A 14592-nucleotide genomic window follows, 5' to 3' on the forward strand; every position below is an offset into this window, starting at 1 on the left:
TCAGCCCTCGAGCGCCCGGCGGGCGTAGGCGACGAGGGCGTTGGCGTGCCCGTGTCCGAGGCCGTGCTCAGCCTTGAGCCACGCCACGACCTCCATGTGCGGGTGCCCGTCGAGACGGTCGACCACCATGTCGAGCCACTCCTGCACCGGACGTCCGTACGTCTTCTCGATGCTCGGGAAGTACGACGCGGGCCCCTTCGCCTTGCTGCCGTCCGCCGCCGGCTCCGGCGCGGTCACACGATGTGCGGTCATGGGCGTCACGATAGCGCCCGGCGACCACCCGCAACAGCGTCACGACACCGCCCGGCGACCACCCGCAACAGCGTCACGACACCGCCCGGCGACCACCCGCAACCGCGTCACGGAGCGTCATCGACCGCGCTCCCGTGACGCCGTGTTCCGCCCTGTGCCGCACTGTTGCGCACCCCGTTGTCGCCCGCGCCGACGGCTCCTACCGTCGCCCCATGACCGAGATCACCGAGGTGTCCCGACGCGACGCGACCAGCGTCGACGGCGTGGGCGACGTGCACGACGCTCGCCGCGCCTCCAGGCCGGACGACGCGACCATCGACGCGGCCGGACGCGCCGCGCTCGACCGCCCCGTCGTCCCGCTGCGCCACCCGCTGCGGTGGATCGCCGCCGCGCTCGTGCTGGTGGTCCTGCTGAACTTCGTCGAGACGCTGTTCACGAACGAGCAGTGGGGCTGGCCCGCGGTCGGGAAGTGGCTGTTCAGCCCGGCCATCCTGACCGGCCTGCAGCTGACGCTCGTCGCGACGGCCCTCAGCGCCGTCATCAGTTTCACGGGCGGCATCGTCGTCGCGATCGCCCGGCTGTCCCGGAACCCGGTGCTGTCCGGGCTGGCGTGGGGGTACGTGTGGCTGTTCCGCTCGGTCCCGCTCATCCTCGTGCTCGTCTTCCTCTACAACCTCGGGTCGCTCTACCCGACGATCGGCGTCGGCATCCCCTTCGGCCCGCAGTTCGAGGTGCCGACCGCGAACGTCCTCGGCGACCTCGCGATCGGCGTCATCGGCCTGAGCCTCAGTGAGATCGCGTACGCCTCCGAGATCGTCCGCGCCGGAGTCCTCGCCGTCGACCACGGCCAGCACGAGGCAGCGCAGGCCCTCGGGCTCCCCCGCCGCCGCCAGTTCGTGCGGGTCATCCTGCCGCAGGCGCTCCGCTCCATCGTGCCGGCGTTCGTGAACCAGGTGGTCGGGTTGCTGAAGGCCTCGTCGCTGCTGTTCTACGTGTCGCTGCTCGACCTGTTCGGCGTGGTGCAGAACCTGTCGAGCACGTACCCGACGGACATCATCCCGCTCCTCGTCGTCGCGACGATCTGGTACCTCGCGCTCACCAGCGCGGTGTCCGTGGTGCAGTACTACGTCGAGCGGTGGACCGCCCGCGGGTCGGTGCGGTCGCTCCCGCCGACGCCGTTGCAGCGACTGCGGGCTGCGGTGCGGCGGGGCACGTCGGGTGGTGCGCGTGGCGCGTCGGTCGGCGCGCAGGGCGGGCCTGGAGGCGCGGGTCGTCTCGACCAGGCCGCCTCGGCCGCGCGGTCGGTCGCGTCCGGCACCTCCACCTCGAACGACAGGGCTATCTCATGAGCGCCGCCATCGGCATCCACGGGGCCGTCAAGGCCTTCGGCACGAACGTCGTCATCGACGGCGTCGACCTCTCCCTCCCGGCCGGCAGCGTCACCGCGATCCTCGGCCCGTCCGGGTCCGGCAAGTCCACGCTGCTCCGGGCGATCAACCACCTCGAACCGCTCGACCGCGGCGTCGTGACCGTCGGGGGCGAGACCATCGGCGTCCGGATCCGATCCGGACGCGACGGTGTCCCCCGGTACAAGGAGCTGCCGGAACGGCTCATCCTGCGGCAGCGCTCCCGGATCGGGTTCGTGTTCCAGCACTTCAACCTGTTCCCGCACCTGACGGCGCTGGACAACGTGGCCGAGGGGCCGATCGCCGCGGGGGTCGACCGTGCGACGGCTCGTTCGCGCGCCCGTGTCCTGCTCGACCGGGTCGGCCTCGGCGACCGTGCCGACACCCGTCCCCGGCAGCTCTCCGGCGGGCAACAGCAGCGCGTGGCGATCGCCCGGGCGCTGGCGCTCGAACCGTCCGTGGTGCTCCTCGACGAGCCCACCTCGGCGCTCGACCCGGAGCTCGTCGGCGAGGTCCTCGGCGTGATCCGCTCCCTCGCCGACTCCGGTACGACGCTCGTCATCGTCACCCACGAGGTCGCCTTCGCCCGCGAGGTCGCCGACCACGTCGTGTTCCTCGACCACGGGCGCGTCGTCGAGCAGGGGCCGCCCGCCCAGCTCATCGACGACCCGCAGCACCCCCGCACGCAGGACTTCCTGTCCCGCGTCCGCTGACTCCCCGCACACTCTGCCCCCACACCACAGGAGAACCATGTCCACGATCACCTCGTCCCGCTGGCGGAACCGCGCCGGCGTCCTCGTGCTCGCCGCCGGCGTCGTCGTCGCCCTCGCCGGCTGCTCCGCGAACGCCTCCGCCGACACGTCCGGTGCCGCTGCTGACGGCAGGGTCACGATCGGTGCGCACTCGAACGGTGCCGCGACCGAGACCTCGGTCCGCGTCAGCCCGGACGCGAAGCTGCACGACGCGCTGCCCGCCTCCGTGCAGGACTCGGGCAAGCTCACCATCGGCGTCGGCGCCCTGCCGTCCGGGTTCCCGCCCCTCGCCTTCACCGGGGACGACCAGAAGACCCTGACCGGCTCGGAGCCCGACCTCGGTCGCCTCGTCGCCGCGAAGCTCGGGCTGGACCCGGATGTGCAGAACGCCACGTGGGACAACCTCTTCGTCGGCATCGACAGCGGCAAGTACGACGTCGGCTTCTCGAACATCACCGTCACCGAGCAGCGCAAGGAGAAGTACGACTTCGCGTCCTACCGGCAGGACAACCTGGCGTTCCAGGTGCTCGCCGACGCGTCGTGGACCTTCGACGGGGACCCGTCCGTCCTCGCCGGCAAGACCCTGTCCGTGAGCTCCGGCACCAACCAGGAGAAGATCCTGCTCGAGTGGCAGAAGGAACTGCAGGCGAAGGGGAAGGACTTCTCGATCAAGTACTACCCGGACGGCAACGCCATCAAGCTCGCGCTCGACTCCGGCAAGATCGACGGCTACTTCGGCCCGAACCCGACGATCGCCTACCAGAACACGCAGAGCAAGGGCACCGCGAAGGAGACGAAGACCGCGGGCACGTACTCCGGCGCCGGATCGTCGTTGCAGGGGCTGATCGCGGCGACGACCAAGAAGGGCAGCGGGATCGCGAAGCCCGTCGAGGAGGCCATCAACGAGCTCATCGACGACGGCACCTACGCGAAGTGGCTCACGGCGTACAACCTGTCGAACGAGGCCGTGCAGCAGTCCGAGCTGAACCCGGAGGGGCTGCCGCTCGACGCGAGCTGACGCCCGGCTCCGATGCCGACACCCCCGTGGCCGTGCTGGTCGCGGGGGTGTCGTGTGTGGGTGCGGGGCCGGGGCGGGGGCCGGGGCGGGGCGGGGGACGTCCGACCCCGAACGACGACACCGCAGTCGTACGACATCGGCCGTGTCGCTCGTTGCACGCGCAGACACTTGCGCACGCGTGACAACGACAGCGCCGCAGTCGTACGACATCGGCGGAGTCGCTCGTTGCACGCGCAACGATCGACACCGCACCAGTCGATCGCCTCGTGGGACGTCGGAACATGCACACGCACCCGATGCGTGCGCAACGAGCGACACCGCACCAGTCGATCGCCTCGTGGGACGTCGCTGCGTGCGTGTGCATGTTGCGACAACGCCGCAGTCGTACGACATCGACCGCGTCGTCCCTTGCACGCGCTGACACTTGCGCCCGCGCAACAACGACAACGACAACGCCGCAGTCGCACGACCTCTACGGTGTCGTCCCCTGCACGCGCGGGCACTTGCGCACGCGCGGAAACGACAACGCCGACGTCGTACGACGTCGGCGTTGTCGTTCGGAGTGGGCAGCGCCGAACGCTCCCCGCGGCTCAGGCCACCACGCCAGCCGGCGCAGGTACCCGCACCCGCGCCCGCGCCGCCCACTCCGCGGCGAGCAACTCGTAGGACCGCACCCGGGCCGAGTGGTCGTGCGTGATCGTCGTGATGAGCAACTCGTCCGCTCCCGTCACGCGCTCGAGGGTCTCGAGCTGGTCGGCGACGTGGCCGGCCTCCCCGACGAACCGGGTCGCCAGCCGATCCGCGACGGACGCGGCATCGCCGGACGACAGCGGGTGCTCCCGTGCCCACGCGGGTGTCGGGTACTCGATCGCCCCCACGCCGGAGCGGATCGAGTGCACCCACTGCCCGTAGCCGAGGGCGAGCTCGGAAGCCTCCGCAGCACTCCGGCCGACGACCACGTCCGCGGAGACGATGACGTGCGGGGCGTCGAGGACTCCCGGTCGGAACGCCTCGCGGTACGCCTCCACCGAGGCCAGGACCGTGCCGGGCGACGTGTGGTAGTTCGCGCCGTAGGGCAGCCCGAGTGCTCCGGCGGCCCAGGCACTCGCACCCCCGGTGGACCCGTGGATCCACAGCTCCACCGGTGCCCCGGTGGCGGGGGGTGCCTCGACGACGGCACCGTCCCGCGTCCAGGTGCCGGCGAACAGCGCCCGGATGAGCGACAGCTCCCCCTCGAACCGGTCGACATCGCCCGGCACCCGGCCGAGCAACTCGCCCTGCAGCGCGAACCGGCTGCGCGGGGCGATCCGGAACTCGAACGGTGCCGGGATGAGCAGCCCGTCGACCACCTCGTCCTCGCGCGGCGCGAGCGACTGCGGCTTGGAGGCACCGGGTGCAGAGGCACCGGGTGCAGGGGCACCGGCTGCCCGGGCACCGGATGCCCGGGCACCGGATGCCCGGGCACCGGGCGCCGGCGCCCCGGACCGCCCGAGCCCGAGGTCGATGCGCGGCCCGTACAGCGCGGCGAGCGTGCCGAACGTCTCGGCGATCTGCAGTCCCCGCACGTTGCCGACGAGGGTGGCGGCGCTCCCGACCCGGATGGTCGAGGTCGCCGCCGCCACGGCACCGATCACGATGTTCGGCGCACTGCCGGCGACACCGGGGTTGAGGTGGTGCTCGGCGAGCCAGTAGCGGGCGTACCCGGTCTGCTCGGCGACGCGGGCCAAGTCGAGCGTGTTCGCCAGCGCCGCCGCGGTGGTCGACCCCGACGACACGGGCACCAGGTCGAGCACCGAGAGCGGGACGGCGGTCACGACGCGTCCTTCCACGCCCCGGTGAGCTGGTCGAGTCGGGTGTCCGCACCGAACGCGATGCCGTGCACGTCCTTGTCGGTGGCGATGATGCTCGTCAGCTCGTGCACGGGGACGAAGTCGACCTGCGAGGCGATGCGCTCCTGGATCGACGCGAAGGTGGCGGATCGATCGGTGGCGGAGGACTGCGAGAGTTCCTTGGTGAAGAGCGCGTCGAGGGTGCTGTCGGCGGCGCCGATGGACTGCGCGCCCGCGCTGGAGAACTTCGAGCGGAGCACGTCACCGTCGGCACGCGAACTGTTGTCCCACGCCAGGTCCCAGTCGCCGCTGGTCAGGGTGGCGAGGTACTGCGGCACGGTCCCGCTCTCGAGGGTCAGGCCGACGCCGACCTTCTTCAGCTCCTGCTGGATGAGTTCGAGCGAGGTCTGGTTCGGCCCGAAGTTCGTGATCCAGATGAGCTTGAGCTGCAGCTTCGTGCCGTCCTTCGACCGGATCCCGTCCGAGCCCTTCTTCCACCCGGCGGCGTCCAGGGCGGACGCAGCGGCGGTCGGGTCGTGGTCGAGAGAAGAAGACGTGTCGACGTACCCGGGCGTGGTCGACCCGAGCACCGAGGTCGCGACCTTGAACAGGTCGTTCAGGGACGTGTCCCGGACGGTCTTCGGGTCGACGGCCTGCGCGATCGCCTTGCGGACGACGAGGTCGGACACGAGCGGGCGCTTCTGGTTGAACGTGAGACCGAACACCTGTCCGGGGTTCGCCCGGGTGACGAGTTCGTACTGGGACTGCAGGGTGTCGACGTCGCTCGGCTGCACGCTGCTGATCGCGTCGAGCTGGCCGGACTGCAGGCTGCCGGTACGGACGCTGGCCTCCGGGACGACCTGGAAGGTGACCTTCGACAGGTGCGCCGCCCCGGAGTCGCCGCGCGCCGCTGGACCCCAGTCGTAGCCCTTCCGCTTCGTCAGGACGGTCGATGTGTTCTTCGTGTACGAGCTGAGGGTGAACGGCCCGGACCCGATGACCGCTCGGCCGTCGGCGCGGTCCTCGAACGGCGTCTCGGTCGTCTTCGGCGCCACGATGCCGAGCGCGACGGAGGCGGTGGCGTTCGGGAAGGCGGCGTTCGGGGTGGTGAAGTCGACCTCGACGGTGTCGTCGTCGACCACCTTCGTCTCGCGGTACCCGGAGAAGTACGCCGCGGCGGTGCTCGACGCCCCGGCCTTCGCGATGTCGTCGAAGGTGTCCTTCACGGCCGTCGCGTCGAGCTTCGAGCCGTCGGAGAACGTCACGCCGGAGCGCAGGTCGAAGGTGAACGCGGTGGCGTCGCTGTTCGCGGAGTACTTCGTCGCGAGCCACGGCTTGAGCGACCCGTCGGACGGGTCCTGCCAGAGCAGCGAGTCGACGAGCTGACGGGTGATCGCCAGGGTGTCGTTGCCGGCGCCGGTGCCGGTCGGGTTGAGCGTGATCGGGTCGTTCGCGATCGCGTAGGTCAGTGATCCGCCGTCGACGGGACGCGACGACGACGACGATGCCGAGGTGCCCGATGAGCAGCCGGCCATCACCAGGGCCGCCGCGGTGCCGACCGCGATCGCGGCCACCAGACGGTACGGGGTGCGGTGGGTGGTCATGGTGCTCCTTCGATAGTGGATGCGCGCCGGGACCGCCCCGGGATCGCGTCGAGCAGTGCCCGCGTGTAGTCGTGCTGCGGGTGGTGCAGGACCTGCGCGACGTCGCCGTGCTCGACGACGCGTCCGCCCCGGAGGACGGACACCTCGTGGGCGATGCGACGGACGACGGCGAGGTCGTGCGAGATGAAGAGGTACGAGACGCCGAGGGTCGATTGGAGTGCGGCGAGCAGGTCGAGGATCTGCGCCTGCACCGACACGTCGAGTGCCGACACCGGTTCGTCGAGCACGACGAACGACGGGTCGAGGGCGAGGGCGCGGGCGATCGCGACCCGCTGCCGCTGGCCGCCGGACAGCTCCGCGGGACGCCGCGTCAGCGTCGTGGCCGGCAGGGCGACGAGGTCGAGCAGCTCGTCGGCGCGTGCCCTCCGCGACCGGCGGGTGCCGACGCCGAACGCCGCGAGCGGGTCGGCGATGATCGACCCGACCGTCAGCCGCGGGTGCAGCGCCGCGTACGGGTTCTGCTGCACGATCTGCGCGTGCCGCCGGTAGGCCCGGAGCGCGGCGCCGCGGGCACCGCCCACGTCGACGCCGTCGAACCGCACGGTGCCGTGGTCGGGTCGCTCCAGGCCGAGCACGAGACGAGCGGTGGTCGACTTCCCGGATCCGGACTCCCCCACGAGCGCCAGCGTGCGGCCGCGGGGGACGGTCACGTCCACCCCGTCGACGGCGGTGACGCGGTCGAAGGACTTCTGCAGTCCGGTCGCGACGACGAGCGGGTCGCCGTGGTCGGCCTGGAGGCGCGGCTCGGCCCGGTCCTGGGTGGTCACGTCGTCGAGACCGGGAGCGGCGGCGATGAGTGCGCGCGTGTACGGCTCGCGGGGGTGCTCGAGCACCTCGGCCGGCGTGCCCTGCTCGACGATCCGCCCCTCGGACATGACGACGATGCGGTCGGCGCGGTCGGCCGCGACACCGAGGTCGTGCGTGATGAAGAGGACGCTCGTGCCGCGCTCGGCGACGAGCCGGTCCAGGTGGTCGAGGATGGTCCGCTGCACCGTGACGTCGAGCGCGCTCGTCGGCTCGTCGGCGACGAGGAGCTCCGGGTCGCCGATCAGCGCGATGGCGATGAGCACGCGCTGCCGCATGCCGCCGGAGAGCTCGTGCGGGTACTGCGTCGCGCGGAGCTCCGGCCGGTCGATGCCGGCGCGCCTGAGCTCCTCGACGGCCCGATCGGCGGCCTCGGCGCGGGTGGCGAGCCCGTGGATGCGGAGGACCTCCGCGACCTGGGTGCCGATCCGCGTCACGGGGTTGAGCGAGACCGTCGGGTCCTGCGGGACGAAGCCGATCCGGACGCCGCGCACCGAGCGCACCTCGGCGTCGGTCGCGGTGACCAGGTCGAGGTCCCCGGAACCGGTGGCGGCCCCGGAGAGCCGCACCGTGCCTCCAGTCAGGTCCGCTGCTGCGGGCAGGAGCCGGAGGACCGCGTGCGCCGTCGTCGACTTGCCCGAGCCGGACTCGCCGACGATCGCGACGCGCTCACCGCGACCGATCTCGAGCGAGACGCCGTGCAGGGCCGTTCGCCGGGTACGGCCCCGGCCGTACGCGACGGTGAGGTCCTGGATGCTGAGGAGGCTCATCGGACGGCCCGCCGTTCGGTGTCGAGCGCTCGTGCGATGCGGTTGCCGGCGAGGACGGTGACGGCGATCACGAGACCGGGGATGGTGGTGAGCCACCACGAGGTGGCGATGAAGTCGCGACCGGTGGAGACCAGCGATCCCCACTCGGGTGCCGGTGGCTGCGCGCCGTAGCCGAGGAAGCTCAGGCTGGAGACGGCGAGGATCGCGGTGCCGAACTCGAGCGCGGCGAGGACGAGGACCGGGCCGGCGGCGTTCGGCAGGACGTGCACGAGGAGCACCCGCCACCAGCGGTTCCCGTTCGCCGACGCCGCCTCGACGTAGGCGGCGGTGCGGACCCGGACGACCTCGGAGCGCATGATCCGGGCGATCGTGGCGATGCTCGCGACGCCGACGGCCACCGCCACGTTGCCGGTTCCGAAGCCGAGCACGGTGACGATCGTCAGCGACAGCAGCAGGCTCGGGATCGCGAGGAGGACGTCGGCGACGCGCATGAGCACGGTGTCGACGACCCCGCCGACGAACCCGGCGACGAGGCCGACGAGCGAGCCGCCGACGAGGCCGATGACGATCGCGAGGATCGCTGCCTGCAGGGTGAGCGCGGTGCCGTGCACGACGCGGGCGTACAGGTCGCGGCCGAGCTGGTCGGTGCCGAACCAGTGCGCGGCACCGGGGGCGGTGAGCTTCGCCGCGGGGTCGGCGGCGAGCGGGTCGTGCTGGGTGAGGACACCCGGGAACACGGCGGCGAGGACGACGAGGGCGAGCCAGACGACCGCGATGGTCAGGGTCGGCCGGGCGGCGAGGGCGCGGAGCGCGGTGCCGCTGCCGGCGATCCGCTCGGTGACGAGCGGCGCGGGCCGGCCGATCGCGAGCTGCGTGGTCTCGGTCATGCGGGGACCGCCTTCGAGTCGGTGCCGGAACGGGAAGCGTCGGGGGCCGCGCTGTCGCCGGGCGTGGCGTCGGGGGCCGCTCCGCCGCCGCCGGGCGTGTTGCCGTCCGCTTCGCGGAGCTTCCGGCGGCTGCCGGCCAGGACGACGCGCGGGTCGAGCAGCGGGTAGACGAGGTCGACGACGAGGTTCGCGACGACGAAGACCGCCGCGGCGACGAGCACGATGCCCTGCACGACGGGGATGTCCTGCCCCTGCACGGCGGTCGCGGTGACCCGCCCGAGGCCCGGGCGTGAGAAGACGGTCTCGGTGACGACGGTGCCGGAGAACAGCTGCCCGACGATGAGCCCGGTGACGGTGAGCGCCGGCAGCGCGGCGTTCTTCAGCGCGTGCCGGAGCTGCACTCGCCAGCGGCTCGCGCCCTTGGCGTACGCGGTGTCGACGTACGGCTCGCGGAGGGTCTGCACCAGCGACTTCGACAGCAGCTGCGCGATCGTCGCCCCGGTCGGCAGGGCGAGCGTGACGGCCGGCAGGACGACGGACGCCGGGCCCGCGCCGCCGAACGCCGGGAACACGTGCAAGCCGAACGAGAACCACTGCACCAGGAGCAGGGCGAACCAGAAGCCCGGGACGGCCACGCCGACCGGGGGCAGCTGCAGGAGGAACTGACCGAGGGCACGGTTCCGGGTCCACGTCGCCAGCACCGCCAGTCCCCCGCCGAACACGATCGCGAGCAGCAGGCCCGCGACGGCGATCTGCGCGGTGGGACCGACGGCCTCGCCGATGACGTCCGTGACCGGACGGCCGACGCCGATCGAGCGGCCGAGGTCACCGGTCAGCAGCGCACCGAGGTGCTGGACGTACTGCACGAGCACCGGCTGGTCGAGGCCGTACTGGTGGCGGAGGGCGTCGAGCTGCGCCGCGGTGACGTCAGTGGCGTCCGGGCCGAGCATGATGCGGGCGGGGTCGCTCGGCAGCACGTAGAGGACGAAGAACGAGATCGTCCACGCGGCCCAGAGCACGAGGACGGCCTGGCCGATACGGGCGAGCACGTAGCGGGTCACACGGGCACCGCCTCGTGGTGCCGCTGGGCGACCCACCCCAGCTCGGGCGCCACCTTCGCGACCACATCGGCGACGATCTGCTCGTACTCCTCGCCGGCGAACTCGTACGGCAGCTCGACCCGGAACTCGTCGACCTCGGCGAGCGTGGCGTCGTGCACGAGCTGCTCGACGATCTGCTCGGCGGGCCCGACCAGGTCGGCGGAGAACAGCGTCCGGCGCGGTCCCTGCGGTCCGGCCTGCCGGGCGAGCCGCGACTCGTACCAGGTCCGGTAGCGCTCCCGGGAGACGCGGTCGGCCGAGTCGGTCGGCACGACGCACCGGCCCCAGGCGACGCGGGGTCGTCGGTCGGCGGGCAGGGCCGCACGGTACGCGGCGAGCTGGTTCCGCTGGGCCGTGCCGTAGTCGTCGGTGCCCTCGCCCGAGGTGAGGTTCCCGATGAGCAGGTTGAGCCCGGCACTGCCCGCGAACGCCGCCGACCGGAGCGAGCCGCCGCCGTACCAGACCCGGTCCACGAGGCCCGGCGCGTACGGCTGCAGCCGGGGCCGTTGGACGTTCCCCGGACTCTGGATGACGGTGTCCGCGTCGCCGAGGAACGTGCCCCGGAGGTTGTCGACGAACCGGGTCACGCGGCCGTACCCGCGGTCGAACGAGCGCCAGTCCCCGTCGAAGACCAGGTCGCCGAGGACGTCCTCGTGCGGCGCGCTCGCGGACAGGCCGACCTGGACCCGTCCGTGCGACAGGACGTCGGCGAGCGAGAAGTCCTCGGCGAGCCGGAACGGGCTCTCCCAGCCGATCGGCACGACCGCGACACCGAGCTCGATGCGGCTCGTCCGCTGCGAGGCTGCGGCGAGGAACACCGCCGCCGACCCGATGCCGTGCTCCAGGTGGCGGTGCCGGACCCAGGCGCCGTCGACGCCGAGGCGTTCGGCGGTCGCGAAGAGGTCGAGGGTCGCCTCGAGACCGTCCGCTGGGGCGTCGTCCTCGAAGTTGCCGGGCACGAGGATCGCGAGGCTCGAGACCGTCATGCGAGGACCCCTGCGGTGCGGGCCGAGCGGATCGTCCCCGGCAGCCCGAGGGTCTCCCGCAGCGTCGCGCCCTCGTCGTACGACTCCCGGTACACGCCGCGCTCCTGCAGCAGCGGGACGACGGTGTCGACGAACTCGTCGAGTCCGTACGGGTTGGTGTGCGGGACGACCACGAAGCCGTCGGTGGCCCGCTCCTGGACGTACCGGTCGATCTCCGCTGCGATGTGCTCGGGCGTCCCGACGAAGCCGCCGCGCGTCGACACCTCGATGACGAGGTCGCGGATGGAGAGCCGCTCGGCGGCGGCCCGGTCCCGCCACGACTGCACGAGGGCCGGGACGTCCCGGACGTGCCGGGCACGGCCGCGGGTGATCGCGGCACCGTCCAGGTCGGGCTCCACCTCGGGCAGCGGACCGTCCACGTCGTACCCGGACAGGTCGCGGTTCCAGACCTGCTCGAGGAACGCGATCGCCGTCGCCGGGCTGACCTGGGCTCGCCGGATGGCCCGTGCGTGCTCGTCGGCCTCGTCGGGGGTGTCGCCGAGGACGAACGTCGCACCGGGGAGGATGTGCAGCTCGTCCTTCGACCGGCCGAACCGTGCGAGCCGCGCGGTGATGTCGTCGTAGTAGGTGCGGGCGTCGCCGAACTCGGTGTGCAGGGAGAAGATCACCTCGGCGTGCGCGGCGGCGAGGTCGCGGCCCTCGTCGGAGTCGCCGGCCTGCACCACCACGGGGTGCCCCTGCGGGCTGCGCGGCACCGGGAAGGTGCCGGTCACGTCGAACTGCGGGCCGTGGTGGTCGACGTCGCGGATGCGGGAGCGGTCCGCGAAGACCCCGGACGCGCCGTCCGCCACGACCGCGTCCTGCTCCCACGAGTCCCACAGCTCCCGGGAGAGTTCGATGAACTCCGCGGCCCGGGTGTACCGGTCGGCGTGGTCGAGGAAGCCGCCGCGGCGGAAGTTCGCACCGTGGAAGGCGTCCGAGCTCGTCACGACGTTCCACCCGGCACGGCCGTCCGTGAGGTGGTCGAGCGTGGCGAGCTGCTTCGCGAGTTCCACCGGCTCGTTGAACGTGGTCTGCAGGGTGCCGACCAGCCCGATGTGGTCGGTGACCCCGGCCAGGGCGGCCAGGATCGCGAGGGTGTTGGGCCGCCCGACGACGTCGAGGTCGTGGATGCGGCCCTTCTGCTCGCGGAGCCGCAGCCCCTCGGCGAGGAACAGGTAGTCGAAGCGGCCCCGCTCGGCGTTCCGGGCGAAGTGCTCGAACGACGAGAACGCGATCTGGCTCTCGGCCCGGTCGTCGCTCCACACGGTCGTGTTGTTGACGCCGGGGAAGTGCGCGGCGAGGTGGACCTGGCGCTTGGTGCTCATGCTGATGCCTCCTGGGCGACCGGGGACGTGCCGGCCGACTGACGGACGTACCGGCTGACGGCGGGTGCGATGCCGAGCCGCGTGCGCAGGTCGGCGGTGGGACGGGATGCGACGTCGGCGCGGAGCCCCGCGGTGACGAGCGCCGGGACGAGCTGCCGGGCGATCGCGGTGGAGTCCACCGGGATGCGCAGCGGTCGCAGCCGGACCCCGGCGTACCCGGAGTCCCGCAGGTCCCCGATCCGCTCCACCAGGTCGGCGACGGTGGTGGCGAGGACCGAGGTGTCCGAGCCCGACCCGACCGCGTACGGCGTCCCGGCAGCAGCGTCGAGCGCCGCGAGCTCGTCGGCGGCGGCAGCCGCGGACGACCCGATGAGCACCGCGAGGTCGGCGAGGACCGGACGACGGGTCTCGGACCCGGCCGCCTGCTCGGCGTCGCGGACGAGCGCGAGCGCACCACGCGCCTCCAGGCCGTCGAAACCGGGTGTGACGAGCACGACGTCCGCCGCGTCGACCGCGAACCGCGCCGCGTCGGCGCGGTGCGCCAGCGCGAAGACCGGTGGCCGACCCTGCGGCGACCGCGGCACGATCGACGCTCCGTGCACCGACACGTGCTGCCCGACGAAGGAGGCGTTGTGGATGCGGTCGCGGTCGATGAAGCGGCCGGTCGTGACGTCGCGGATGATCGCGTCGTCGTCCCAGCTGTCCCAGAGGCGGGAGACGACCTCGGCGACCTCGCGCGCCTCGTCGAAGAGCGCCGCCGCGTCGTCGCCGCCGGGGCGGCGGCCGAAGAGCGCCGCCTCACGGGTCGTCGGGCTCACCTGGACCCGCCATCCGGCTCGCCCGAGCGAGACGTGGTCGAGGGTCTGGAGGCCCGTGGCGACGTGGAAGGGTTCGGTGTGCGTCACCGAGACGGTCGGCACCAGACCGACGGCGCGGGTCGCGGGTGCGACCGCGTTCGCGACGAGGAGGGCATCGAGGCGGCCGACGACGGTGCGGGTGTCGAGGTCGCCCGACTGGTCCACGGGGCCCGCGGTGAAGGAGTCCTCGATGGTGACGGCGTCGACGCCGAGGCGGTCCTGTTCGACGACGACGTCGCGCCAGTGCCGGAGGCTCGTGAGGCGGGCGGCGGTGGGGCCGCCGGTGCGGGCGGTGCCGGCGGTGCGCCAGGCTGCCGGGTGCCAGCCGGCGCCCTGCAGGGCGGTGACGAGGGTGATGCGGTCGGGCATGACGGCTGCTCCCTAGTGGGTGTGCGCGGGGTGGGCGGGTGCGCCGGCCGGTGCGGCGGCGTCGGATGCGGTGGCGCCTGCTGCGGCGGCGCCTGCTGCGGCGCCGGCCGGTGCGGCGGCGTCGGCGCCGAACTTGAAGCCGAGTCGGCCGTGGGCGAACCCGCCACCGGCCCGGATGGCCGTCGCGACCCAGGCCGCCTCGGCGAGCTCCGCCTCGTTCGCTCCGGCCGTGACCGCGCGCTGGCTGTGGCCGTCGATGCAGTAGACGCACTGCGTGGTGATGCCGACGGCGAGGGCGATGAGCTCCCGGTACTTCAGCGGGATCTCCCGCCCCTCGGCCTGGAACACCGACTCGTCGAACTGGACGAAGGCCTTCAGGATGTCCGGGGTCTGCTGCTTGTAGACCTTCGTGAAGGTCTTGTCCTGCTCGCGGTCGAGGTAGTCGGTCATGGGGGCGACGCTACGGCCGGGAGGGGCTGCCGGCGACGGGTGTTGCAGAGCGTGAACCGGGGTTGCGTCGTGTGACACGGG

13 protein-coding genes are annotated in these 14592 nt (G+C 72.5%); 3 read left to right on the forward strand and 10 right to left on the reverse strand.

The features are described from left to right. Complete coding sequence (locus BLT36_RS16455) at positions 1–252, reverse strand: DUF4287 domain-containing protein (RefSeq protein WP_092096804.1); 252 nt, start codon at positions 250–252, stop codon at positions 1–3. A gap of 212 nt (positions 253–464) precedes the next feature. Here BLT36_RS16455 and BLT36_RS16460 point away from each other — a divergent pair, with 212 nt between their 5' ends. From BLT36_RS16460 to BLT36_RS16470, 3 genes are read left to right on the forward strand one after another with little or no spacing between them, the layout of a single operon-like run. Continuing rightward, positions 465–1601 (forward strand): amino acid ABC transporter permease, encoded by a 1137-nt coding sequence (locus BLT36_RS16460; protein ID WP_092096806.1) that lies wholly within the window; start codon positions 465–467, stop codon positions 1599–1601. Continuing rightward, entirely contained in the window at positions 1598–2371 is a 774-nt protein-coding gene (locus BLT36_RS16465) for an amino acid ABC transporter ATP-binding protein (RefSeq protein WP_092096808.1), read from the forward strand. Before BLT36_RS16460 ends, BLT36_RS16465 begins: the two co-directional genes overlap by 4 nt. A gap of 37 nt (positions 2372–2408) precedes the next feature. Continuing rightward, positions 2409–3428 (forward strand): transporter substrate-binding domain-containing protein, encoded by a 1020-nt coding sequence (locus BLT36_RS16470; protein WP_092096809.1) that lies wholly within the window; start codon positions 2409–2411, stop codon positions 3426–3428. 590 nt (positions 3429–4018) lie between these two features. On the opposite strand, the gene BLT36_RS16475 is transcribed toward BLT36_RS16470, so the two are convergent. From BLT36_RS16475 to BLT36_RS16515, 9 genes are read right to left on the reverse strand one after another with little or no spacing between them, the layout of a single operon-like run. Further along, the gene (locus BLT36_RS16475; RefSeq protein WP_092096811.1) at positions 4019–5242 is read right to left on the reverse strand and encodes an LLM class flavin-dependent oxidoreductase; all 1224 of its coding nucleotides are present in this window, start codon (positions 5240–5242) and stop codon (positions 4019–4021) included. Continuing rightward, positions 5239–6861: an ABC transporter substrate-binding protein gene (locus BLT36_RS16480; protein ID WP_092096812.1), complete on the reverse strand. Its 1623-nt coding sequence runs from the start codon at positions 6859–6861 to the stop codon at positions 5239–5241. The genes BLT36_RS16475 and BLT36_RS16480 overlap by 4 nt, the downstream gene beginning before the upstream one ends. Further along, positions 6858–8495, reverse strand: coding sequence for a dipeptide ABC transporter ATP-binding protein (locus BLT36_RS16485; protein WP_092096814.1), 1638 nt, complete (start codon positions 8493–8495; stop codon positions 6858–6860). The genes BLT36_RS16480 and BLT36_RS16485 overlap by 4 nt, the downstream gene beginning before the upstream one ends. Next, positions 8492–9382 carry an ABC transporter permease gene (locus BLT36_RS16490; RefSeq protein ID WP_092096815.1) on the reverse strand — a complete coding sequence of 297 codons (891 nt, stop codon included), beginning with the start codon at positions 9380–9382 and terminating at the stop codon, positions 8492–8494. The genes BLT36_RS16485 and BLT36_RS16490 overlap by 4 nt, the downstream gene beginning before the upstream one ends. Beyond that, positions 9379–10443 carry an ABC transporter permease gene (locus BLT36_RS16495; RefSeq protein ID WP_092096817.1) on the reverse strand — a complete coding sequence of 355 codons (1065 nt, stop codon included), beginning with the start codon at positions 10441–10443 and terminating at the stop codon, positions 9379–9381. Before BLT36_RS16495 ends, BLT36_RS16490 begins: the two co-directional genes overlap by 4 nt. Then, on the reverse strand, positions 10440–11468 hold the full coding sequence (locus tag BLT36_RS16500; protein ID WP_092096818.1) for an LLM class flavin-dependent oxidoreductase: 1029 nt from the start codon (positions 11466–11468) through the stop codon (positions 10440–10442). The genes BLT36_RS16495 and BLT36_RS16500 overlap by 4 nt, the downstream gene beginning before the upstream one ends. Next, on the reverse strand, positions 11465–12835 hold the full coding sequence (locus BLT36_RS16505) for an NtaA/DmoA family FMN-dependent monooxygenase (protein ID WP_092096820.1): 1371 nt from the start codon (positions 12833–12835) through the stop codon (positions 11465–11467). Before BLT36_RS16505 ends, BLT36_RS16500 begins: the two co-directional genes overlap by 4 nt. After that, the gene (locus tag BLT36_RS16510) at positions 12832–14061 is read right to left on the reverse strand and encodes an LLM class flavin-dependent oxidoreductase (RefSeq protein WP_092096821.1); all 1230 of its coding nucleotides are present in this window, start codon (positions 14059–14061) and stop codon (positions 12832–12834) included. Before BLT36_RS16510 ends, BLT36_RS16505 begins: the two co-directional genes overlap by 4 nt. Positions 14062–14073: 12 nt before the next feature. Continuing rightward, on the reverse strand, positions 14074–14511 hold the full coding sequence (locus tag BLT36_RS16515) for a carboxymuconolactone decarboxylase family protein (protein WP_092096823.1): 438 nt from the start codon (positions 14509–14511) through the stop codon (positions 14074–14076). Between the last annotated feature and the right edge of the window lie 81 nt (positions 14512–14592).

The sequence above is a fragment of the Curtobacterium sp. UNCCL20 genome (assembly GCF_900101675.1).
Taxonomy (GTDB): domain Bacteria; phylum Actinomycetota; class Actinomycetes; order Actinomycetales; family Microbacteriaceae; genus Curtobacterium.